The 19025-nt window shown below is 41.5% G+C and carries 16 protein-coding genes and 1 pseudogene; 8 read left to right on the top strand and 9 right to left on the bottom strand.

What is annotated here, in order from left to right:
* Positions 1-30: 30 nt before the first annotated feature.
* Both AB1L17_RS24780 and AB1L17_RS24775 read right to left on the bottom strand, forming a co-directional pair.
* Positions 31-977 (bottom strand): annotated as a pseudogene (locus AB1L17_RS24780) (chloride channel protein).
* A gap of 41 nt (positions 978-1018) precedes the next feature.
* Positions 1019-1453: a HEAT repeat domain-containing protein gene (locus AB1L17_RS24775; RefSeq protein WP_412847779.1), complete on the bottom strand. Its 435-nt coding sequence runs from the start codon at positions 1451-1453 to the stop codon at positions 1019-1021.
* Between the two features lie 166 nt (positions 1454-1619).
* Between AB1L17_RS24775 and AB1L17_RS24770 the strand changes: the two genes are divergently transcribed.
* A complete protein-coding gene (locus AB1L17_RS24770) occupies positions 1620-2933 on the top strand; it encodes a hypothetical protein (RefSeq protein WP_412847778.1) in 1314 nt (437 codons plus the stop codon).
* Between the two features lie 69 nt (positions 2934-3002).
* On the opposite strand, the gene AB1L17_RS24765 is transcribed toward AB1L17_RS24770, so the two are convergent.
* The 3 genes from AB1L17_RS24765 to AB1L17_RS24755 all read right to left on the bottom strand — a co-directional run bounded on the left by AB1L17_RS24765 (position 3003) and on the right by AB1L17_RS24755 (position 6909).
* Positions 3003-4469, bottom strand: coding sequence for an alpha/beta hydrolase family protein (locus AB1L17_RS24765; protein WP_412847777.1), 1467 nt, complete (start codon positions 4467-4469; stop codon positions 3003-3005).
* A 193-nt stretch (positions 4470-4662) separates the two neighbouring features.
* Entirely contained in the window at positions 4663-5904 is a 1242-nt protein-coding gene (locus AB1L17_RS24760; RefSeq protein ID WP_412847776.1) for a macrolide family glycosyltransferase, read from the bottom strand.
* Between the two features lie 210 nt (positions 5905-6114).
* Positions 6115-6909 (bottom strand): glycosyltransferase family 8 protein, encoded by a 795-nt coding sequence (locus AB1L17_RS24755; protein WP_412847775.1) that lies wholly within the window; start codon positions 6907-6909, stop codon positions 6115-6117.
* Between the two features lie 328 nt (positions 6910-7237).
* Between AB1L17_RS24755 and AB1L17_RS24750 the strand changes: the two genes are divergently transcribed.
* From AB1L17_RS24750 to AB1L17_RS24740, 3 genes are all read left to right on the top strand, one after another.
* Positions 7238-8305 (top strand): hypothetical protein, encoded by a 1068-nt coding sequence (locus AB1L17_RS24750; RefSeq protein ID WP_412847774.1) that lies wholly within the window; start codon positions 7238-7240, stop codon positions 8303-8305.
* A 436-nt stretch (positions 8306-8741) separates the two neighbouring features.
* Positions 8742-9185 carry a cell wall hydrolase gene (locus AB1L17_RS24745; RefSeq protein WP_412847773.1) on the top strand — a complete coding sequence of 148 codons (444 nt, stop codon included), beginning with the start codon at positions 8742-8744 and terminating at the stop codon, positions 9183-9185.
* A 388-nt stretch (positions 9186-9573) separates the two neighbouring features.
* Positions 9574-11109 (top strand): thiol-activated cytolysin family protein, encoded by a 1536-nt coding sequence (locus AB1L17_RS24740; RefSeq protein ID WP_412847772.1) that lies wholly within the window; start codon positions 9574-9576, stop codon positions 11107-11109.
* Positions 11110-11445: 336 nt separating this feature from the next.
* Here AB1L17_RS24740 and AB1L17_RS24735 read toward each other — a convergent pair whose 3' ends face one another.
* From AB1L17_RS24735 to AB1L17_RS24720, 4 genes are all read right to left on the bottom strand, one after another.
* Complete coding sequence (locus AB1L17_RS24735) at positions 11446-12663, bottom strand: IS256 family transposase (RefSeq protein WP_310239495.1); 1218 nt, start codon at positions 12661-12663, stop codon at positions 11446-11448.
* A 45-nt stretch (positions 12664-12708) separates the two neighbouring features.
* Positions 12709-13281 carry an SF0329 family protein gene (locus AB1L17_RS24730; protein WP_412847771.1) on the bottom strand — a complete coding sequence of 191 codons (573 nt, stop codon included), beginning with the start codon at positions 13279-13281 and terminating at the stop codon, positions 12709-12711.
* A gap of 314 nt (positions 13282-13595) precedes the next feature.
* On the bottom strand, positions 13596-13733 hold the full coding sequence (locus tag AB1L17_RS24725; RefSeq protein ID WP_412847770.1) for a hypothetical protein: 138 nt from the start codon (positions 13731-13733) through the stop codon (positions 13596-13598).
* Positions 13734-13746: 13 nt separating this feature from the next.
* On the bottom strand, positions 13747-15030 hold the full coding sequence (locus AB1L17_RS24720; protein ID WP_412847769.1) for a helix-turn-helix domain-containing protein: 1284 nt from the start codon (positions 15028-15030) through the stop codon (positions 13747-13749).
* Between the two features lie 226 nt (positions 15031-15256).
* On the opposite strand from AB1L17_RS24720, the gene AB1L17_RS24715 reads away from it, so the two are divergent.
* The 4 genes from AB1L17_RS24715 (at position 15257) to AB1L17_RS24700 (ending at position 18285) form a co-directional block, all read left to right on the top strand.
* Complete coding sequence (locus AB1L17_RS24715; protein WP_412847768.1) at positions 15257-15454, top strand: aspartyl-phosphate phosphatase Spo0E family protein; 198 nt, start codon at positions 15257-15259, stop codon at positions 15452-15454.
* Positions 15455-15699: 245 nt separating this feature from the next.
* On the top strand, positions 15700-16839 hold the full coding sequence (locus AB1L17_RS24710) for an HNH endonuclease (protein ID WP_412847767.1): 1140 nt from the start codon (positions 15700-15702) through the stop codon (positions 16837-16839).
* A gap of 65 nt (positions 16840-16904) precedes the next feature.
* The gene (locus AB1L17_RS24705; RefSeq protein ID WP_412847766.1) at positions 16905-17414 is read left to right on the top strand and encodes an SMI1/KNR4 family protein; all 510 of its coding nucleotides are present in this window, start codon (positions 16905-16907) and stop codon (positions 17412-17414) included.
* A gap of 607 nt (positions 17415-18021) precedes the next feature.
* On the top strand, positions 18022-18285 hold the full coding sequence (locus AB1L17_RS24700; RefSeq protein WP_412847765.1) for a hypothetical protein: 264 nt from the start codon (positions 18022-18024) through the stop codon (positions 18283-18285).
* The last annotated feature ends 740 nt before the right edge of the window (positions 18286-19025 follow it).

Raw genomic sequence — 19025 nt, 5'->3', positions numbered from 1 at the left:
AAAAGTGGCAGGACTTCTTCTTGTTGCTCATCAACGTATCAGCTTGCGAATATACATGGGCAAATACGCTGCCAGTATCATCGGTATGAACAGCTTTACCTGGAATATCATGATTAAAATCAACAATACCGCTAGTGGCTTTTGGAGTATTGCACTTGTGAGGGAAGTAGTGACGATAGCGACCGTTGTTACTGGATCGATTGGAAATAGCAATGACATTGCGTATCCGATACTCACCCCTGCAAAAATAACAGGAAAGATATGCCCTCCACGCCAACCAGTGGCTAAACAAACCTCTGTTAGGAACAGCTTCCCTATACCGATTGCCAATAACAAATATATGGACATCTCAGACCACTCTGCAACTAAATCAGTCAGCTGATGCTCCCCTGAAAACAATGTAATCGGAAGAACAGTCCCGATTACGCCGAGTACTACTCCACCGATAACCGCTTTTATTATCTTATACTTTTCAAGTGGTTGGAGTATCGTAGGGAGAATGTATCCGAAAAACTCATATACTCAATCATAATATCGCCATGTTCATTGAAGACTGTTTTTTTCTTCACAAAAGATTTAATAACATCTCCCGCCCATGTAGCAAGACCTCCTACAATGCCAACTAACGCAGCCTCGGGACCCAGACTAGCACCAAAAGAAAGGACACAAATAGCTGTTAGAGCGTTCTTGTATCCTGAACGGTAATCCACTCTTTTTGTTGCCTTGAATTCTGCAACGACATCATCCATTTTACGTGGGTAATTACCAAAGTACTTTTGACATAAGCCTACCAAAATACCTCCCACTACACACACGATCAACGTCCAATTTTCAACAGCAATCACATTCGGTAAATCGACCCATATAAAGTGAGTCGTGAACGAAACAAGCGCTAAAAAACTTCATGTTAGAAGCCCTGTAACGCCTCCTACACCGAGGCTATATAGAATCAAATTACGATATCCTGCCCAATTCATCATTTTCTTCTATTGCCCCATTTCGATCCTGAGTTGACCGTCTATAACGAGGCCCACGTGCTTTCCAGCCACTGCTCAAAGTCAGCCCCTTTTTCCCCCTCGTATGTATCATAGATATCGCTTCTCATTTTTTGTAATTTCCCTTTAAACTCTTCCAGCGTATGACCTTCTGGCAAGCTTTTCTTAATTCTAACCAAGGCTTTCGTTGCTCCTTTAATCAAGTCGCCCTTTTTCTGAGCTGGCAATCGAACCCCTTCCCCAAATGCTTTGAGTTTATGGAAAGCAGCCTCTTGAACTTTGTACACAGTATCGTTCATCATGATCCGCGTCAGTAATTTCATTGTTTCTTCGTGCTTCCACTGACCTAATTCTTCTACAGCCGCTAAACGCTCTCTCCAATTAGACGTTCGGTTAGCAGCTTTTTTTAATTCCTCAAAATTCGGGGGGAACTCATTTTTGATTACAGTTTTATTCACGCTACTCTATCTCCTTCGGGCTTTGATCATTCTATTAGACTACATTCTTACGGCGAATACCACTTTTGTCACTTTTTTAGGTCTGTTTCCTTCCAACCATGAATAAAATGAACGGTATTTCCCCGGTCAATCACATATTCAACTGGAGAAAGGGGCGGTTTCTACATTGTTAGCGGTTAGAATCCAAAAAATATCCCTCGTGGTTCTTAGCGTGATCCTGCTCTCTGCCATACTTCATTTGTTTGGGTCATCCGTTGAACTAGCGAAGGGCAAGGAGTCTGAAGCGTACACCAATAAAAGCGTTTTAGCAGCAGCCAAGGTCGTTCCTAAAGGCTTTTATGCAAAATGGGAAATGGATGTAGGCGGCATGCGAGGATGCTCCTCGTTGTGCTGGGAGTATTTTTACTTCATCAACGATAAGCAAGTCGCAACGACATTCCCGGATGGTGGACTTGACGCACTCAATTGCAGTAAGGATACATGCTTGACGTATCAAATCAAAGGAAACAAACTTACGCTCAGTAATGGAAAATCGTATACGTTTAAAGTCAAATCAGCAAACGAGCTTGAGATCAACGGTGGTAAGTTTATCAAATATACACCTTCCACCGGGCTGAAGCTCCATGGCAAATACGAGTCCTTCAGCTACTCCTCGAATGTTCTTGGCACAGGATACGCGAGCTCGATCACCTATGTTTTTAACAAAAACGGTACTTTTGTTGACAGCAGCTTGGTGGGAGTTACGACAGATGGTTCAAGTACCGGAGATAATTCAGGCACCTCTACTAGCGTTGGTTCGCAAGCCAACGCATCTGGAACCTATCAGATCGTAAACTATACCATCTCTCTAACATATAAGGATGGCAAAACGAAGAAGCTTTTATTCTTCTTGCCTGAGCAGCCAAGTGCAAAAATGCTGCGCATCGGTGGGCGCGACTTTTTACTCGCAGATGGCACCGCCGCTAAACCTCAGCCTCCAGAACCGCCTTATGCAGATTTTCTCACCACCAAAAAAATAGCCAAAAAACAGGTGCTCTTTACCTTCAAGCCAAACAAGAGCGATCAGTATGACAACATCAAAATTACACTGCAAGGGTATCAGTGGGCAAAGCTTGCGATCGAGCCTGCTTACGTCAAATCTTTTCAAGGGTTCGGTGATAAAGGAATTGTCGCCCTGACAGCCAAATACCGTATCGATAATGCGTCAGCACAAACGGTTAAAGTCAGCAGCATGCAAGTGACACTTGATTTGCCTGATTCCAAAGCGAGCGTAAAAGCCGCGAACGGATTAACCCCAACAGTTAAGGATGAGTTAAAACAGGGTGAAAGTGTGGAGAGCATGCTGGTCATTTTGGTTCCAGCCGAGCATTTTGAGAAGAACAAGGATTTCAAGCTGTGGTTTGGTCCGTTGCTCAACCTGAAAGGCCAAGATGTGCTTCAAGAGGAATGGCTCAATTTCAACATATGGAAAAAGTTATAGTCAAAAAAGCTTCTCGCCGGTCATGATGATGAGGCAAGAAGCTTTTTTTCTACACTCTTTTCAAATCTTTTAATCTCCTCTATATAACAAGAAGGATGGATGGCTGCCGACCACCTTGTCTAAACCATTCGAAGATGTCCCTTTTACATAAGTATCAAAAAACAAGAGTGACAAATCGTTCATCGTCTTGTGTGTCTCATCCATGTTCACGCCTAAAAACCATTCTGTAAGAGGGGATACATAATAGATGTCAGAAAAGCTCATGTGGTCTGCATATGTTAAGATTGCTTTGTAATTGCCACGAGCAGCTGCCTGTGCATGACGCCGCTTCCATTCCTCTTCAAGCTTTTTGGCTTTTTCTTTGTTCAAGCCCATTTCTGCAAGCTGCTCATCAGGAAAATCGCTAATTCCTACAGGCTCTGGCTCTGCCGTTACCATCCACATAAACGGCTTCTGAAAGCCGTCCGATCCGATTAACTTCCCCGCAAACGTTCCGTCCATATTCAAAGCTGCCTTGATTCTACTATCTGACTGAAGCATTTGTACTGCCAAGGCGCCCCCAAACGAATGACCGAAATAGCCGATTTTGTCCAAATCGATCCTCCCAGTAAACCGTTTTTGCGGATCATTTTGCGCCATTTGTTCCAGCTGATTCAGCACAAATTTCGCATCCTCCAGCCAAATCTCATTCATAATTTCATCTTCATAAGCTGTAAAGCTCTCATCCTCAACAAACCGTGTCTTGCTTCCATCAGAAGAAACAGAATAGAGTGCGTATCCTGTATGTTCAATCGAAGCGATAATATAACCCTGGCTAACCAATTGCTCAATTTGTTCCGTATGCAAGGAACCAGAACTGCCAAGACCGTGGGAAAACAACAATAGCGGAAACCGGCTAGGTTCTCCTGACAAGTCAGCATCTATTATGGCATTCGTCTTAGTCGTTGTCATACTTCTAAATGGGAAGTCCGGCATTCCGTAAGTTTGCCTGGCGGTGTCCATAAACACCTGAGGATGCTGGATATAGGGAGAACGTTCTCCTGTAGATTCAGAAGCCGCTGGATACCATATTTGTACAGCTAACTCCCTAGGATTCCCCTCCTGATGACCGTACACATTGGATTTGCCACGATATTCCCAATGGTAAGAGACGGTTCCAATTGGATAAGGTCCTTCCGGTTGTCTCCATGAGAAAACAGGAAAAACAACAGGTAACACAATTGAAACAAGTATATACAGTACCGCGGTCATCATGATGATGAAGCGTCTTCTTATCGACCACTTGAACGGCAAGGACGAATTCTCTTGTCTATCTGATAAGGACAATCGAAGGAAGACGACAAATAAAATGAAAGGAATCGAGTACAGTGGGAGCATCTGCCAACGATATCCCTCCAGTATGAGCTGGAGTAGAGATGCCGTTAACGAGAGGATGAACAAGCTTGCCACTGTTTTTTTACGTCGTCCCGCTTTTGAAAATAAAATCATGAGTAGAGCTGAATTTACAATAGCAAGGACAATTTCCAAACTTCGCATTCAAGAATCACTCCAAAGAATCAATATGGTCCAGACTTATTCGCTGAAGGAACTACTCATGTTAGCAACGTATGATCAATACCATTTATGACGTCATGACGAGTGTTTGGGTTACCACGAAAAAAAGCTTCTCGCCTCTCATGATTGAGGAGGCAAGAAGCTTTTCATTTTTTATCAGGCACGAACCTCTCCATTAAGAATGGGGTGTTCCTGCATTTTCTTTTTTCGAATACAAAGACATGATACGTCTTGCCGCTTCTTCGTATCCGCCAGCGTTGCGCAAGGAGTCCCCTACCTGCATCGCACGCTCTTTATAGGTGGATTCGTTCAACACTTGCAGCAAAGCATCCTTCAAAGCTGTCGGTGTAAGCTGCCCTCTATCTAACATAATTCCCGCTCCCAGCTCCTCCACCCGCTTCGCCACAATCGGCTGATCGGAGCTTAATGGAATCATGACGAGCGGCACATGAAAATAGAGAGCTTCACTGGTACTGTTCATGCCAGCATGTGTTATAAACGCATCTGCTCGCTGGAGCACCTCCAGCTGAGGAACGTACGGTTCAACGATGAAGTTAGGTGGAATACGTTCTCCGAGCGCCTCCAGCTCCGTGTCTTTTCCGCAAGAAAGTACGAATTGAGCCGGGATATCTTGAAAGGCTGCAAAGCACAGTTTGTAAAATTCCACATCTTTGGTCAAAATACTGCCCATGGAAATGTATACGACCTTATCGTATTGAGAGCGAAGCTTTTCAAACGGAAACGAAGGAGAATCAGGGCGCGAAGTAATCGAAGGTCCGGTAAAAATGTAACTATCGTCGAGCTTGTCAGCATCTGGCTGGAACTCGCGGCTGGTAAAGACAATCTTCATGTGCCCATACTGGCGGGTAATATCTTCAATGGCAGGTACGGCTATGTTGCATACACGAGCGATGCTCTGTGCAGTCTGCGTCACTCGTTCATAAAGTGCTTCCACGTCTACATCTACATCACTTGCATCAAACACTTCAACAATATGGCTGAGCGGTTCAGCAAATGCCAGGTTGGTTACGGAGCAGATCGTCGGAATCCCTAACTTCTCCGCTAAAATCGCCCCTCCCCATCCGAACAAGGAGTCAAAAATCACGTAATCAAATGATTCGTTTTCGATCTGCCTGAGAATCTCGGGAATACGGGGTTCAATAATGCCTCGCAGCATAAAATCGGTGAAATGAAGCGGGTGTTTGAATTGTGTTGGGTTAAAGCCTAATTCACGAAATACTTGTTCATCCAACTGATAAGCGCGGAATTGCGCCCCAGTCTGGGCAAGCCTATCCCGATATTCTTCTGAGCACATATAGACGACTTCTTCTCCGTTGTCGACTAGCTGCTTCACTAATCCCAATGTAGGATTTACGTGACCTTCTGCTGGAATCGTAACATACAGTACGCGTGCCACTCACTCCACCTCCAAAAGAATACCTAATTAGAAAATGTTTCCATTTCATTATAGGCCAGATGGAAGGTGAAAATGGTCAAAATCCAAATATTTCATAATTTGTTCAATATTTTATACGAAGATGTTTAGAAACACAAAAATCCCTCCAGCCAACATTTCTCCATGTGAAGGGATTTCCATCCATTTTATTTAATTGGGAAGGCTCGATGCCTACAAGGAGTTTAACTTCTTTACTTTTTTGAGATATTTAAAATATTCATCGCGAAGCGGGTGCTTTTTACTCAACCACGGTTTACTATCTTCCCCTGTGTAGTGAATAATGGCGGGATCTATTCGCAGGTTGCTTTTATAAAGATGTTTGGATTGATAGTTCCACTTTGTGTCAAGTTGAAGCCAGTTATCATGAAGAATCGCATTCATCGGATCTTGACTGGGATAACGAATAAGACTTTGGTTCTTTTTCATGTAATCCATAATCTTCTTTGTGATGTTGTGCTCTCTCCATTTTTTCAAATTCATGACTAATACTCCCGCATTAAAGTAATCACAGTCATCCGGAATAGCCAGGTCGGCATGTCTTAACTTGTTTAACCCTTGCCAAGAATCCATCACCGCTGCAAGGAAATATCGATCAACTTTTGTGTTCCATAATGGAGTGATGTCCTTTTTAATAACGATATCACTGTCCAAATAAATCACTTTTTCCACTTCTTTGCCCAGCAGGTCTGGAATAGAAATTCGATGATAAGTTTCCTGCGTAAGATGATCACGGACGAGGAATCCATCATATAGGGTCGGATCAATAGTTACATATTTGATTTGAGCATGGAATCGTTTAACAGTTTTCGTTAAGATGGATTTATTTTTCCCGGAGACTTGACTGTCAATGACGTGAACGATGACTGGATTTTTAGAAACCTTATTTTCAAAAAGGGAATATAACATGACTGCGAGATGTATAGCAAAACCATCATTAACGGCTGTTACAATATGAATCGTGCCCACTATTCTCCCACCCCATATCCTTATTGAGCTATTTATACACACTATTCATGGACAGCTTTCGTTTGTGTGATTCAAATACCTAATTATTTCTAGATGGGAGCACAATTCACAGCTGCATGCCTCCGCTAATGCGGCTTTTTTCTGAGATCGGTAAGAAAACCGTTATACGACTAGAGCATGTTCACTCCATCCCCATAAAATATATAAGCTGTGAGAACGACTCGGGCATTGACCTTCTAGAAAGAACACAAAAAGTGGATGTATGTGGGTAATTTGTCCAAGCTCAGACAGTGAACAAGAAAGTACCTATGTAAAAGGGTGATGAACGATGATCTCCTTTGTGGTCGGCAGAGGTATGGGCCATCTCGGTAGATGCATAAGCATAACGGAACAATTGCAGCAGCAACGTCTTCCCATTCACGTGTTTGCCTTTCGGGAAACGCATGGCTATTTATCGAAAAACCTGCACAATGATATCCAATTGCAAACCTTTAAATCCAAAAAATTCGAGGATGGTAAACGAACCACACTATTAATAAATGATTGGCGCTCCGATGTACCTCGATTTCGCAGTGAGGGGAAAGTCGGTGGAGACACAAAGCTCGTGACCCTCTATCACAGTGACTTTGTCATTGGTAAAAATGATTCAGCTCCCATGCAGGAGTATAAAAATCGCATTATAGAAATCGCCAATCAATCCGACATCTTTCTGCACATGAATCTTCTCCCGCCTAAAGAGACCCATCCGAAAATGAACTGCATCTATATCCCTATTCCTTTAATCACCAGGGAAATCAGCCAGTCCCAGGAAGAAGTGCGACGCATGTTAGGTCTTCGGCAGAATGAGTCGTTTATTCTGGTTCACATGGGCGGCGGCCTCGCTAACCGTTATGAACAGATCGTGAAGTGGTACGATCAAATAAACTCACTTGCCGGCCGTTATCGATTTGTTATCGCTGGGCAATTGGCAGATGAAGATTACCAATTCGATGAAAAGATCATCAAAGCCCCGCTGATCCCGAATGGCAAAAATCTTGTACAGGAGGCCAGTCTGGTCATTAGCAAACCGGGCATGGGCATTTTAGGTGATTGCATCTCCACAGGAACCCCCTTGCTTTTCCTTCCGCCGGATGATGCGGAACGCGAGCAAAAAATAGATATGCTGAGGGAAATAGCCAATAGTGATAAGGTAGTTATCCACACCCCGGAAGAGATCGTGCCAAAAATCGAGTATGCTTTCGCAAATAAAGATGTCATTGAAAAAAGATTTCGTCTCATCCCGACCAACGGCGCTGAGGTCGCAAGCAAAATTATCGAAATGGCATACCGGATTCCGTTATCGAAATTGCAAAAAAGACAGGGGGATCTCCTACGCTTGACTCCGTTTCGTTCCTAATGGGAATAAGGACTGATCGCTTGAAAGCAAACAAGGAGGACTGCTTTAGGTAGAAGGTAAGTTTCTACTTAAGGCAGTCCTCTTACTTTCCCCGTTTTTTACTATCCGCTATTGCCTAACGAGGCTGCTGGATCATCGGCAACCTCTAGCTAAGTTATCGAACCCCGTCGCGAAAACTGTTCACCCCCTATTGTAGAAACTGTTTAAGCGCAGCTCCTTTTTTCGTCCACAATCCGTCAACAACTCATTTTTATCTGTTTAAAACACCTTATATACCAACCATGCATGCAATGCTTTCCACATGTGTTGAGTAGACAGTGAAACACCCAAAACCAGGTCCACGGATTGGTGTTTGCTCTATAGAGTGGTTTGAAGCGTAACATTTCCGCTTTATCTACAATATGATGTGCCTAGAACAATCTAAAGAGGTGAGCCGATGGCAGTCGTAAAAGCCAGAAGCAGTGATATTGACATGTTGGCAAGGTTGCTTCGAGCCGAAGCTGTGGGTGAAGGCGAAATGGGTATGCTCCTTGTTGGAAATGTTGGCATTAACCGGATAAGAGCGAATTGCTCCGATTTTAAAGGAATACGGACCATTCCCCAAATGATTAATCAGCCGCATGCGTTTGAAGCTCTGCATCATAGTATGTACTACCAAAGGGCTAGAGAGAAAGAACGCCGTCTGGCACGACGGGCTGTGAATGGAGAGCGGCATTGGCCGGGCAAATTCGCCCTTTGGTATTTTCGTCCGGGAACGGCGCAAGCTCCCCTGCCATGTCCACCGACCTGGTATAATCAGCCGCACGTAGGACGATACAAGCTTCATTGTTTTTATGAGCCGACCGCGAAAGAATGTGAAAATGTATATAATACTTTTTAATTTTGTAGACGAAAACGGCCCAGGCATTACTATGCCACCTCAGAAATACATTTGTTTTACTTTTAACTGCCCATAAAACACCAATAGAATGAAAGTTTCATCAATCTATACTTAGAGGCTGATACTACATCAGCCTCTTTTCATCATTGCTTTCGTGAATCAACAATTGGGCAACCATTTTATGAGACAGACTAATTCACCAACAACGCCACACTCTTCACATGTGTGGAGTAGATAGGAACAAGCTGTAAGATGTGCACCACCATATACTATTCTGGTTCAATCTAAAGATTAATTCGGAAACTACCGATATAGTTAGTATTCTAAAAAATATTTAATGCGAGCATATCTGATGGACGTTATGACACATCTCAAAGGGGGCTATCTTATGAAGATTCGAAATCATACTAGAATTTTAAAATTAATCGCTAGTCTATCTGTTATTTTCGCTACTGTAAATTATCCAGTTATCTCTTTTGCCGAAACAGTTGATTCTAGTTTAGTCAGTGAAACAAGCAACGCCGATGACATTAATACCGGTATTGCAAACTTAGACTATGATAATGACGATATTTTAGCAGTAAGTGGTGATGAGATTGATAGTTTTGTTCCAAAAGAAGGAATCAATCCAAATGGTAAGTTTGTAGTCATAGAACGTAAAAAAAAGTCACTTACAACTTCTCCAGTCGATATTTCCATTATTGATTCTATGACTAATCGCACTTACCCAGGAGCATTACAACTTGCCAATCAAGCTTTTACAGAAAATAAACCTAGTGTATTACTGGTACCGAGAAAACCTTTGACTATTAGTATTGATTTACCCGGTTTGAAAAAGGAAAATTCAATTACTGTGGATAATCCAACATACGGTAATGTGTCTGGAGCAGTAGATGAGCTTGTATCCAAATGGAGCGATGAGTATTCAGCAACACATACTTTACCTGCACGATTGCAGTATGCAGAATCAATGGTTTATAGCAAATCTCAAATTGGAAGTGCTCTGAATGTTAACGCGAAATACCTTGATTCTACATTAGGAATTGACTTTAATGCGATTTCTAGTGGAGAGAAAAAAGTGATGGTGGCGGCATATAAACAAATATTTTATACGGTAAGTGCGGAACTGCCTAACGATCCATCCGATCTTTTTGATGATAGTGTTACTTTTAAGGATTTAAAACGTAAAGGGGTAAGTGATCAATCCCCACCTGTTATGGTATCAAATGTAGCTTATGGTAGAACCATTTATGTGAAATTAGAAACAACCTCGAAGAGCAAAGACGTAAAAGCAGCATTTAAAGCCTTGCTTCAGAATACTGCCAATGTAGAAACGAATGCCGAGTACAAGGATATTTTTGAAGACAGTTCCTTTACAGCTGTCGTATTAGGCGGAGATTCACAAGAGCATAACAAGGTCGTTACAAAAGACTTTAGTGAAATCCGGAATATCATTAAAGATAATGCGGAATTTAGCCTAAAGAACCCAGCCTATCCAATTTCATATACAAGTGTTTTCTTAAAAGATAATGCCATTGCTGCCGTTCATAACAATACAGATTATATTGAGACTACCGCTACAGAATATTCGAAAGGTAAAATATCGCTTGGTCATTATGGCTGGTATGTCGCTCAATTTGATGTATCCTGGGATGAAGTTTCCTATGATGAAAATGGTGAAGAAATACTCACACATAAAACGTGGGAAGGAAGCAACCAAGACAGAACAGCTCCTTTCACTACAGTCATCCCTCTACCACCTAATGCAAAAAATATAAAAATTCTTGCGAGAGAATGTACCGGACTTGCTTGGGAGTGGTGGAGAACCGTTATTGATGAACACAATGTTCCATTATCTAGTGAAATTAAAGTTGAAATTGGAGGAACGACATTAAACCCAACAGGTGGTATTACATTTAATTAGTTGTGAAAATAAAAGGCTGAAGCCCTTTTTATCAAGGACTTCAGCCGTTTGTCTTTTTCCCAAGAGTCAAGAAGCTTCCTGACATATTTATTGTCACAATGTACTAAGCCGTGGGAATGTAAATTTTTTTGTGTAAATGGATTTTTCCATAAAACGAGGAAACACTATATTTTATCTTACCTACCAACAAGATAAGGCAATGCTGGAGAGCAACCTGAGCGGTTGATAGGGTTCTGCTGAGGAGAGGGACTGGGAGTATAATCTTGGTCTCTTTTTTCATTCCTCAGAAGAACAAAAGCGATAAACTCCGGGGGTTTGGGGGCAGAGCCCCCATCATCACATGGCCAAATCTATGGACAATCGATCATGAAATAGAATGGCAAACTGAGAAATGCATTGAGCCCAGTCACGCACAGGAATCGTCCATTTCTTAGTAATGTCCACCGTAGCTAAATATATAATCTTCCGCAAAGCATCGTCGGTAGGGTATGCCGTTTTTGTTTTCGTTATTTTTCTTAATTGACGATGATAAGCTTCCACAATGTTTGTGGTATAAATCAGACGACGAATTTCTCGTGGATAGCAGAAATATGTACTCAGTTCTAACCAGTTGTTTTCCCAGGAACGAATCACAATTGGGTACTTACGTCCCCACGTTTCTTTTACCAGGTGGAGTGCCAATTCTGCCTCTTCCATGGTGGAAGCTTGATAGACTTGTTTTAAATCAAACATCATCGCCTTCTGATCTTTATAATTCACGTATTTCATCGAGTTTCGTATCTGATGAATGACACACAACTGAATCGAGGTTTGAGGAAAAACGGCTTGAATGGCTTCAGAAAAGCCAGTTAGCCCATCTTTACAAGCAATGAAAATGTCTTCTACACCACGGTTTTGCAGATCGTTACATACACCAATCCAAAAGCTGGCACTTTCATTTTCGCCAATCCAAATACCTAATACATCCTTGTGTCCATGCGTATTAATGCCAATTACACTGTACGCTGCCTTATTCACAATCCGATGATCCTTCCGTACTTTAAAATGAATCGCATCCAGAAAAACAATAGGGTAAATACGTTCTAAAGGACGAGATTGCCATTCCGTCACAAGAGGAAGAACCCGATCGGTCACTTTGCTCACCAAGCCAGCCGATACATCAATTCCGTAGATATCTTTCATGTGAGCTTCAATATCCCGAGTAGAGATGCCTTTCGCGTACATGGCAATGATTTGATCTTCAATCTCGTTCGAAGAACGCTCATATTTTTTGATAATCTGTGGCTCAAATTCACCATTTCGATCCCGTGGCACAACGATCTCTGTTTCGCCGAGGCCTGTTTTAATCGTCTTTTTACTATAGCCGTTACGACTATTACCAGAACGATTTCCTTCTACACTGTGTTTATCATAGCCGAGATGTTCGGACATTTCAGCTTCGAGAACCTCTTGAAGCGTTCTCTTAAACAGGTCTTTCAGTAGAGTGTGAACGTCCTCTACAGTCTTACAGTCTTTCGCCACTTCTTGGGCCAATCTGGTCTTTGCATCTTGCATAAATGGTCAACTCCTTCATTAGCAGTTATTACCATTTACACGAAATTAATTACATACTCTAAGCCGTAATTCATAAAAATACTGCACAATTGGATGCTTCAACTTCATCTTCTCGGCCATGTTTAAAATTCGCTTTTTTCCAACCCTTCTGTCCACCAAAGCTAGAATATTCAACAAGATATCATTACTCTCTATGCTTTCCTCTATAGAACTAGATAAAAACGTATTAGCCACAACGATAAAATTTGATTTACTTAATGAGGTCTGCGCTGACAAAAGCTCCTTTGCATATTCCGATATTTTTCTATTTCTTGCAATTACTTTTAGACGATCCTCCGGAACGATCCCCTTGGTATCTTTTCTGACCACTTCAATTTCTTCATCGCTGATAGGAATTTGGATATCGGAATCATTCTTAATTTCCTGCTCCGTCTGATACCATCTGATCGAGCTAGTTATATCACTCATATTAAGTACGTTCTTTTTATCTACGGCAATATAACAAATTCCTGATTTATCAGGTAAATAACGGTAACCAGTTGCACTGTATTCGACCCTTCCATCTAACGCAGGACAAAGAAAGCTCTCCAGTTGTTTCTTCAATTTGCTCCAGGACATGTATCCTCCTATGTTCTCAAGGCCTTCTACCAGTAGTTGAGGCAGTTTGGCCTATGGCTTTGTTAAAATGCCTTTTTCTCATTGATACAGTATACTCCATTAAAAGCAAATTACATCCTTTAATAGTTTTGGAGACGGCATTAGTTCGTAGGGGCATAAAGCAGTATCTACTAAGTGTAATCTGATTCAACAGAGCCATCATCTCGAGCTTATTAAGTCAGGACTCGCATAAAGTCAAAATAAAAAGCACCTTGATTATTTTCATCAAGGTACAAAAGAAATCCACTTCTCGATTATAAGAATTTGTCACATAATCAATGGCCGGGGTCAGCTACGTTCTGTTTTACTTCAAATATATGCGGCATATTAACGTAGGTCACATCCGTAGGCAACAAATTAATACACACAGTCAATGACAACGATAATACCATCAAAGCCATTACCTTTTTCATCTGGGAACCCTCCCTATTTTCCAAAATTACCCACATTGCTATTATACATTCCTTTAAGCTTTTTGACATACTGTAAATCCATCGGCAGTGAATTTTCATCAAAATAAGTTAGCATTTCGTTCAAACATCTATGCATCTCTTCAAATGCACTAATGACACCATACGCCTTTAAGCTGTTAACGTAGCTTTCCATACCCTCATCCAAACGCCCTAATTTAGTTTGGAATCTGCCTTTGAGTTGGTAGTAAACACCAATTGAGCGGTGTTTATAAGGTGTCTGAGGATTAGCAGGTAAGATTGCTTTCTCGTTCATCAGCACTTCTTCGATAGCATCCATATTACCTAATTCTAAATGAATTTCGAGTAACTCGTTTACTACATGTATCTTGTTCTCTTTGTGAAGTTCATCCATACACTTTCTTAACATCGGAATAGCGACTTCGTAATCCTTTTTCCTTGCTTTAGTAGTTGCCCGGTTAATCTTGGTGGATTCTACAACGAAATCATATTCAAACTCTTCAAACACGTCTAGATGCTGTTCAACTGCATCGAAATTGTCTAAGAAGAAATAAGAGTTAATCATGGCAAGATAGGCTCTAGCCTTTAACTCAGTGTTACTTGTTTCAAGTGCAAGACCTTTCTGGCATAGTTCAATACACATTGAATATTTTTGGGTGTTATGAGCATGGAGTGCCATTCTAAAATAGTAGATGATCAGCTCCTCAATCGTAAGGAAGTCTGTGTAATATAAAACCTCTTCACCCATTTGGAATGTTTCCTCTAGCCTTTTCAGATCATTTCGTTCAATCAGATATTTTTTCAATAATGCTTTTGCAATGTACCTCGGCTCTCCACATTGTCGTGCATAATTTGCAATTACCTTGAAGAGAACTAAACAAATTTCGTCATTTGTCTCAGCTATAGCAATGGAGTCAGCGAAGCTATAAAGTCGCTCTAATGCCTTCTCAATCTTTTCATTCGGCGATTGGAGAATTTTCAATGATCCTCTTTCCACTAATGAAGAATATTCACACTGAATGACCTCTTGAAGAATTTCAAATAACGTCTCAATCCTATTCTCATCCTCAAGGTATCCTTCAATAATTTCTTCATACGGGCACGGAAATAGAGCGGCTATCGACTTCACTGTTTTAAATTCAGGGCGTTTTGTCTCTCCGCTCTCAATCTTTTGTAGTACGCCCCTACTTACACCAGTTCTATCTTCTAACTCAGCAAAAGACAAGCCGTTATTTCTTCGGCTCTCAGACAACATGTCCCCAATTGTTTTCTTTTGCACTATATCCCCCCACAACACAAATTTCCTTTTTTTTACAACTCAATCGAGTAGGATTATAGCAAGTTGATGTTTGTGAATTCAACAAAAACAAACAGACATATTTCGACTGAAATTTGCGAAAATCAACGAATGTTGTCAAATGTATCAAGGGAATTTTTTCCATAGTTTTTGTGATATAAGTGCTATAGTGAAAATGAGGGGGTGAGACTATGGGGGACAGATAACGATGGGTGAATGGCAAGAAGTAAGCAACGAAGACCTAACACAAATCATCAAGAATCTACAATATCAGCTTAAAGAGTTCTTCAAACAACAAGGCAAACTGACAGGCTCTGATGTGTTGAAGATAAGTCAAGAACTGGATGAGTACATCTTAGAGTACCAACGAAGAAATCTTACTTATCAGAAAGGAGGCAAATTTTAAAAGTGAATGGACTTGTTTTGAGAAGGCAAATCAACAAGAAAGACGTTCCCCCTTTGCTTCCCGGCAACAGGAACGTCCTTACTAGGAGCACTTGAAACTCCTATTAGTAATCTATCACGAGATATTCAGATTTGGAAGAAGGAGATTCTTACGAAATAAACCTAAAAAACATAGCGGAGCATTTGCTCGAAGAACTCGGATAATTAATTTTAGAGAATAATTTTTAAAGAGGAGTAGGGAAGCCTATGAAGAAATTCAAAAGAGTATTAGTGCCTTTTGTCGTGTTCTCATTGCTAGTTGCTCCTGTGTCAGTCTTGACGCCAGCATCTGCTGAAAGTACGGAGAAAATCGCTGAAAGTATACAGGAAATTGCCGAGACAGAAGAAGTCGTTGATTTCGAAAACCTTCCCATACAACTGGCCGAAGGGGTAACACTAGAGGAATTGGCAGAGGCCATCAATGAACCACGCATCCTTGAAAGCAAAAACGTAACGATTATAGAGAACAACTCAGCGGATGAAGTCATCGTGGAGCGTCAAATGGTGTTCAGCCCCAATGCAGCACCAGTTGCAAAAGAAGACGATTCTAAATTTGACTTTGGTGTCTTTACTTACGACGAAGTTGCCGAAGCCGATGAGGCTAACGAGGTTGATGAGGCTAACGAGGTTGATGAATCTGACATGAATGAGGTTAGAGCAGCTAAACCGATGAGTGGGTATCCTAGACCTGTTGGAGTGTTCTTTGACCACTTCATGACAGCCGACTGGGCAGGCGGTGATATATATTCGAATGTAAAAGTATCTGCCGTGATCGGTAGCGTGTCCTCTGTGTCGGCTACTCACTCAATTACTCGCTCGGAAACAGAGTACGGGAAATATCGAGTAGAAAGAACGAATAAACCATATTGGAGACCCCCTTACGTCAGTCTATCACAGGATAGGGTGCGCGCGAATGCAGAGACTTACTGGTGGTCAGGCACTTTTACTGGCACCGTTACATTCCAGAGTGGTAGTTCCGCACCTATCGACACATTGAAGGAAGTAAAAAGTATCCTGACAAACAATAAAGGCGAAATTTACCCTGATTACGTCGATCCGCAGTCAAACATTAAGTTAATTAAACCGGACGCTGACATGGTGCCTCAGAAGAGGGAGCGAGATTCGGGGTATAGAAAGGACTTCGAGAGACGTTACGTTGGTTACTTCGGTCAGCCTCAATATTTCGCTTGGGATGATGTTGAAATCCATCATATGATTCCGCTAGAATATTATGGGGAAAACGATTTCGACAACCTGATCCCCCTTCTCAAAAAGGATAGAAAAAACGATTACATTCTGCCACATAGGGAAGTAACTGAATGGTGGGAGAGTTACCGAAAGAATTGAGAAAAATGGACTACCGTTTGTGGGACGGTAGTCCGTATTTTCATTAGAAAGGGTGTGAATACTCCGTGAGCAATTCTTTTAACCGTATTTTAGACAAGATCAAGGGAAGAAGAGAGCAACTGAACGGTGATTTGCATATTATCGGTGAAGAATTTGAGTTTGTTTTTCAAATGTCTACTGACTCTGCCGCTGAGTTAGAGAAGCTAAAGTCATTTGAGCTACCCGGGGATTATGTGAGCTACTTCTCACAGTACAACAGAGCCGTATTATTTCGCGATTTAGAATTTGGCAGCAGTCTCTTCACGATATTAGACCCTCACAATGTTATTGAATACTGGAAGGGATACAGCATCGATCACCCTTACTATCCTATCGCATGGAGCAGTCACTCTTTAGGCTGTATATGCGTAGATCAAGACCGACTAGACAGCGGAAACGGCTACCTCACATGGATTGAATCGATGGACCCCGACAACCCGATTGACATTGATCTGACATTTACAGAATGGTTGGATAAGCTCATCGAGCATGAGGGGAAGGAATTCTGGATTCCGTTCCATGAGGAGGAAGAGTGAGAAAAAAGGACGCTTTTTATAGTGCTCAGGATGAATCGGACGACTAATACATAACTGCCAAAAAGCTGGGACTAAGCTCTCAGCTTTTTTTCTGTAAGTTGGGGGTAATCCCAGCGCCGCTTTGACTCTTGTGCGGAAATATTTAAAATTTCTTAATAGCAATAGTTTATCCTTTCTCTCCTATGCACAGTCATACTATTTGTCCCCTCTGTCTCTTTTGCAAAGGAATCTCAGGCTCAATCCGCCGCAAAGTATCCCGTTGACGCAAACGCCAAAAACGTAGAAACCATAGTAGACACTACGTGGAAGAATAGCCCTGACATTCTAGAAGATTCAGCTAATAACATGGTTGTACCAACCAGGGAAGACTGCGGTTGTGATGAAGTTATTAAAAAAAGGACAAACATGATTTACATTGACAATACAATGCCCATAGAGTACACCATCCACAAAGGAAAATTAGTTCTTTTGAAAAGACCTGATCTCCACTATTACACCCAGAACTTCACTCAAACATGGTGGAATCAGTACACTGGAAAGTTTGCACAAAAAGCAGCAGGGGGCCGGCACTTATGTCAGTTTCAGAATTGGAGGAAAAATGCCATATATGGCAAGATTGTTGAAGCTAAAAGACCGCTTTGAAAAACCATTTCAGTATGGAGACTATGCACTAGGAGCATTAGCATGGATGCAACAAGAAAAAGTACCGCTTTGGGGGGACATTATTTCAGCGTCAGTCCCGAAAAGTGGTACAGAGATTTCCCTGATTTACATTAGCGAAACTGGAAAAAATAATAGCTGGAAGTATCGTGCACGTTTTGAGGTTGAGAAGGATGGAACAGTTAAAGAAGATCATTGGGTAGTGGATTAGTAGATTTGAAGAATATGAAGGGATGTCTTCTAGGCATCCTTTTCATAATTGGTATAATTCAGGCAGCTGAGGGAGGGTGGTAAAGGAATATGAATGAAACTGTCTTTAGTTTCGTAGAGCTGCTTGAAATTGCTGGAGGCATATTCTTTTTCAGTTTGTTTAGGTATGGATTAAGTAAGCATAATGCTACTTGGAAGTTTATTATTCTTGAATACTTTGCTATTGTTATGAGCATTTGGATTATTAAATCGTTGGTGAATATTATTTTTGGTTAGGGGAACATGTCTGTTGATAAACCAGATACATACAAGACATGCCGAATAGATGCACCTATTCAGTTACTTTGGTAGCAGTCATGACCCACTCTCTACTTTCAACTGATAGTGTTTCATTTGTAGTAGGTAGCACATTAGCACAAAAAAGAGGGGTTCTCCGCCCCACTTTCTCAGTCCGCCAATCCATCTCCGCTTATTTTTCGTGACATGCTTGGCATACCCAAGAGTGAACTCAATCTCTCCTTTTTGCATATGGTGGGGATAACAGCTATGATAATTTAATTCTGTTACCAAAAGACTTCCACCGAAAAGAGGTTACTCCTTGGTGGGCTAGTTATGGCAAATATGTACCTTCTGGTGATGACTATTAAAGAATAGTAGGTGATTCTCGGTGTTTGTCAAGATAGTTGTCGCGAATTGATGAAAATAAGATAACTATGTTTGAGCTTTTTGCTCAGCTTGAAT

This window comes from Brevibacillus jepli, assembly GCF_047229145.1.
In the GTDB taxonomy this organism is placed as follows: Bacteria; Bacillota; Bacilli; order Brevibacillales; family Brevibacillaceae; genus Brevibacillus.
The sequence above is the reverse complement of the archived record's forward strand: the minus strand, read 5'-3'. Positions and strand labels throughout refer to the sequence as shown.

Excerpts from the sequence above, each read along its gene's own strand:
- AB1L17_RS24765 (WP_412847777.1), bottom strand. The coding sequence starts at position 4,469 with ATGCGAAGTTTGGAAATTGTCCTTGCTATTGTAAATTCAGCTCTACTC.
- AB1L17_RS24750 (WP_412847774.1), top strand. The coding sequence starts at position 7,238 with ATGATCTCCTTTGTGGTCGGCAGAGGTATGGGCCATCTCGGTAGATGC.
- AB1L17_RS24745 (WP_412847773.1), top strand. The coding sequence starts at position 8,742 with ATGGCAGTCGTAAAAGCCAGAAGCAGTGATATTGACATGTTGGCAAGG.
- AB1L17_RS24740 (WP_412847772.1), top strand. The coding sequence starts at position 9,574 with ATGAAGATTCGAAATCATACTAGAATTTTAAAATTAATCGCTAGTCTA.
- AB1L17_RS24735 (WP_310239495.1), bottom strand. The coding sequence starts at position 12,663 with ATGCAAGATGCAAAGACCAGATTGGCCCAAGAAGTGGCGAAAGACTGT.
- AB1L17_RS24730 (WP_412847771.1), bottom strand. The coding sequence starts at position 13,281 with ATGTCCTGGAGCAAATTGAAGAAACAACTGGAGAGCTTTCTTTGTCCT.
- AB1L17_RS24725 (WP_412847770.1), bottom strand. The coding sequence starts at position 13,733 with ATGAAAAAGGTAATGGCTTTGATGGTATTATCGTTGTCATTGACTGTG.
- AB1L17_RS24715 (WP_412847768.1), top strand. The coding sequence starts at position 15,257 with ATGGGTGAATGGCAAGAAGTAAGCAACGAAGACCTAACACAAATCATC.
- AB1L17_RS24710 (WP_412847767.1), top strand. The coding sequence starts at position 15,700 with ATGAAGAAATTCAAAAGAGTATTAGTGCCTTTTGTCGTGTTCTCATTG.
- AB1L17_RS24700 (WP_412847765.1), top strand. The coding sequence starts at position 18,022 with ATGGCAAGATTGTTGAAGCTAAAAGACCGCTTTGAAAAACCATTTCAG.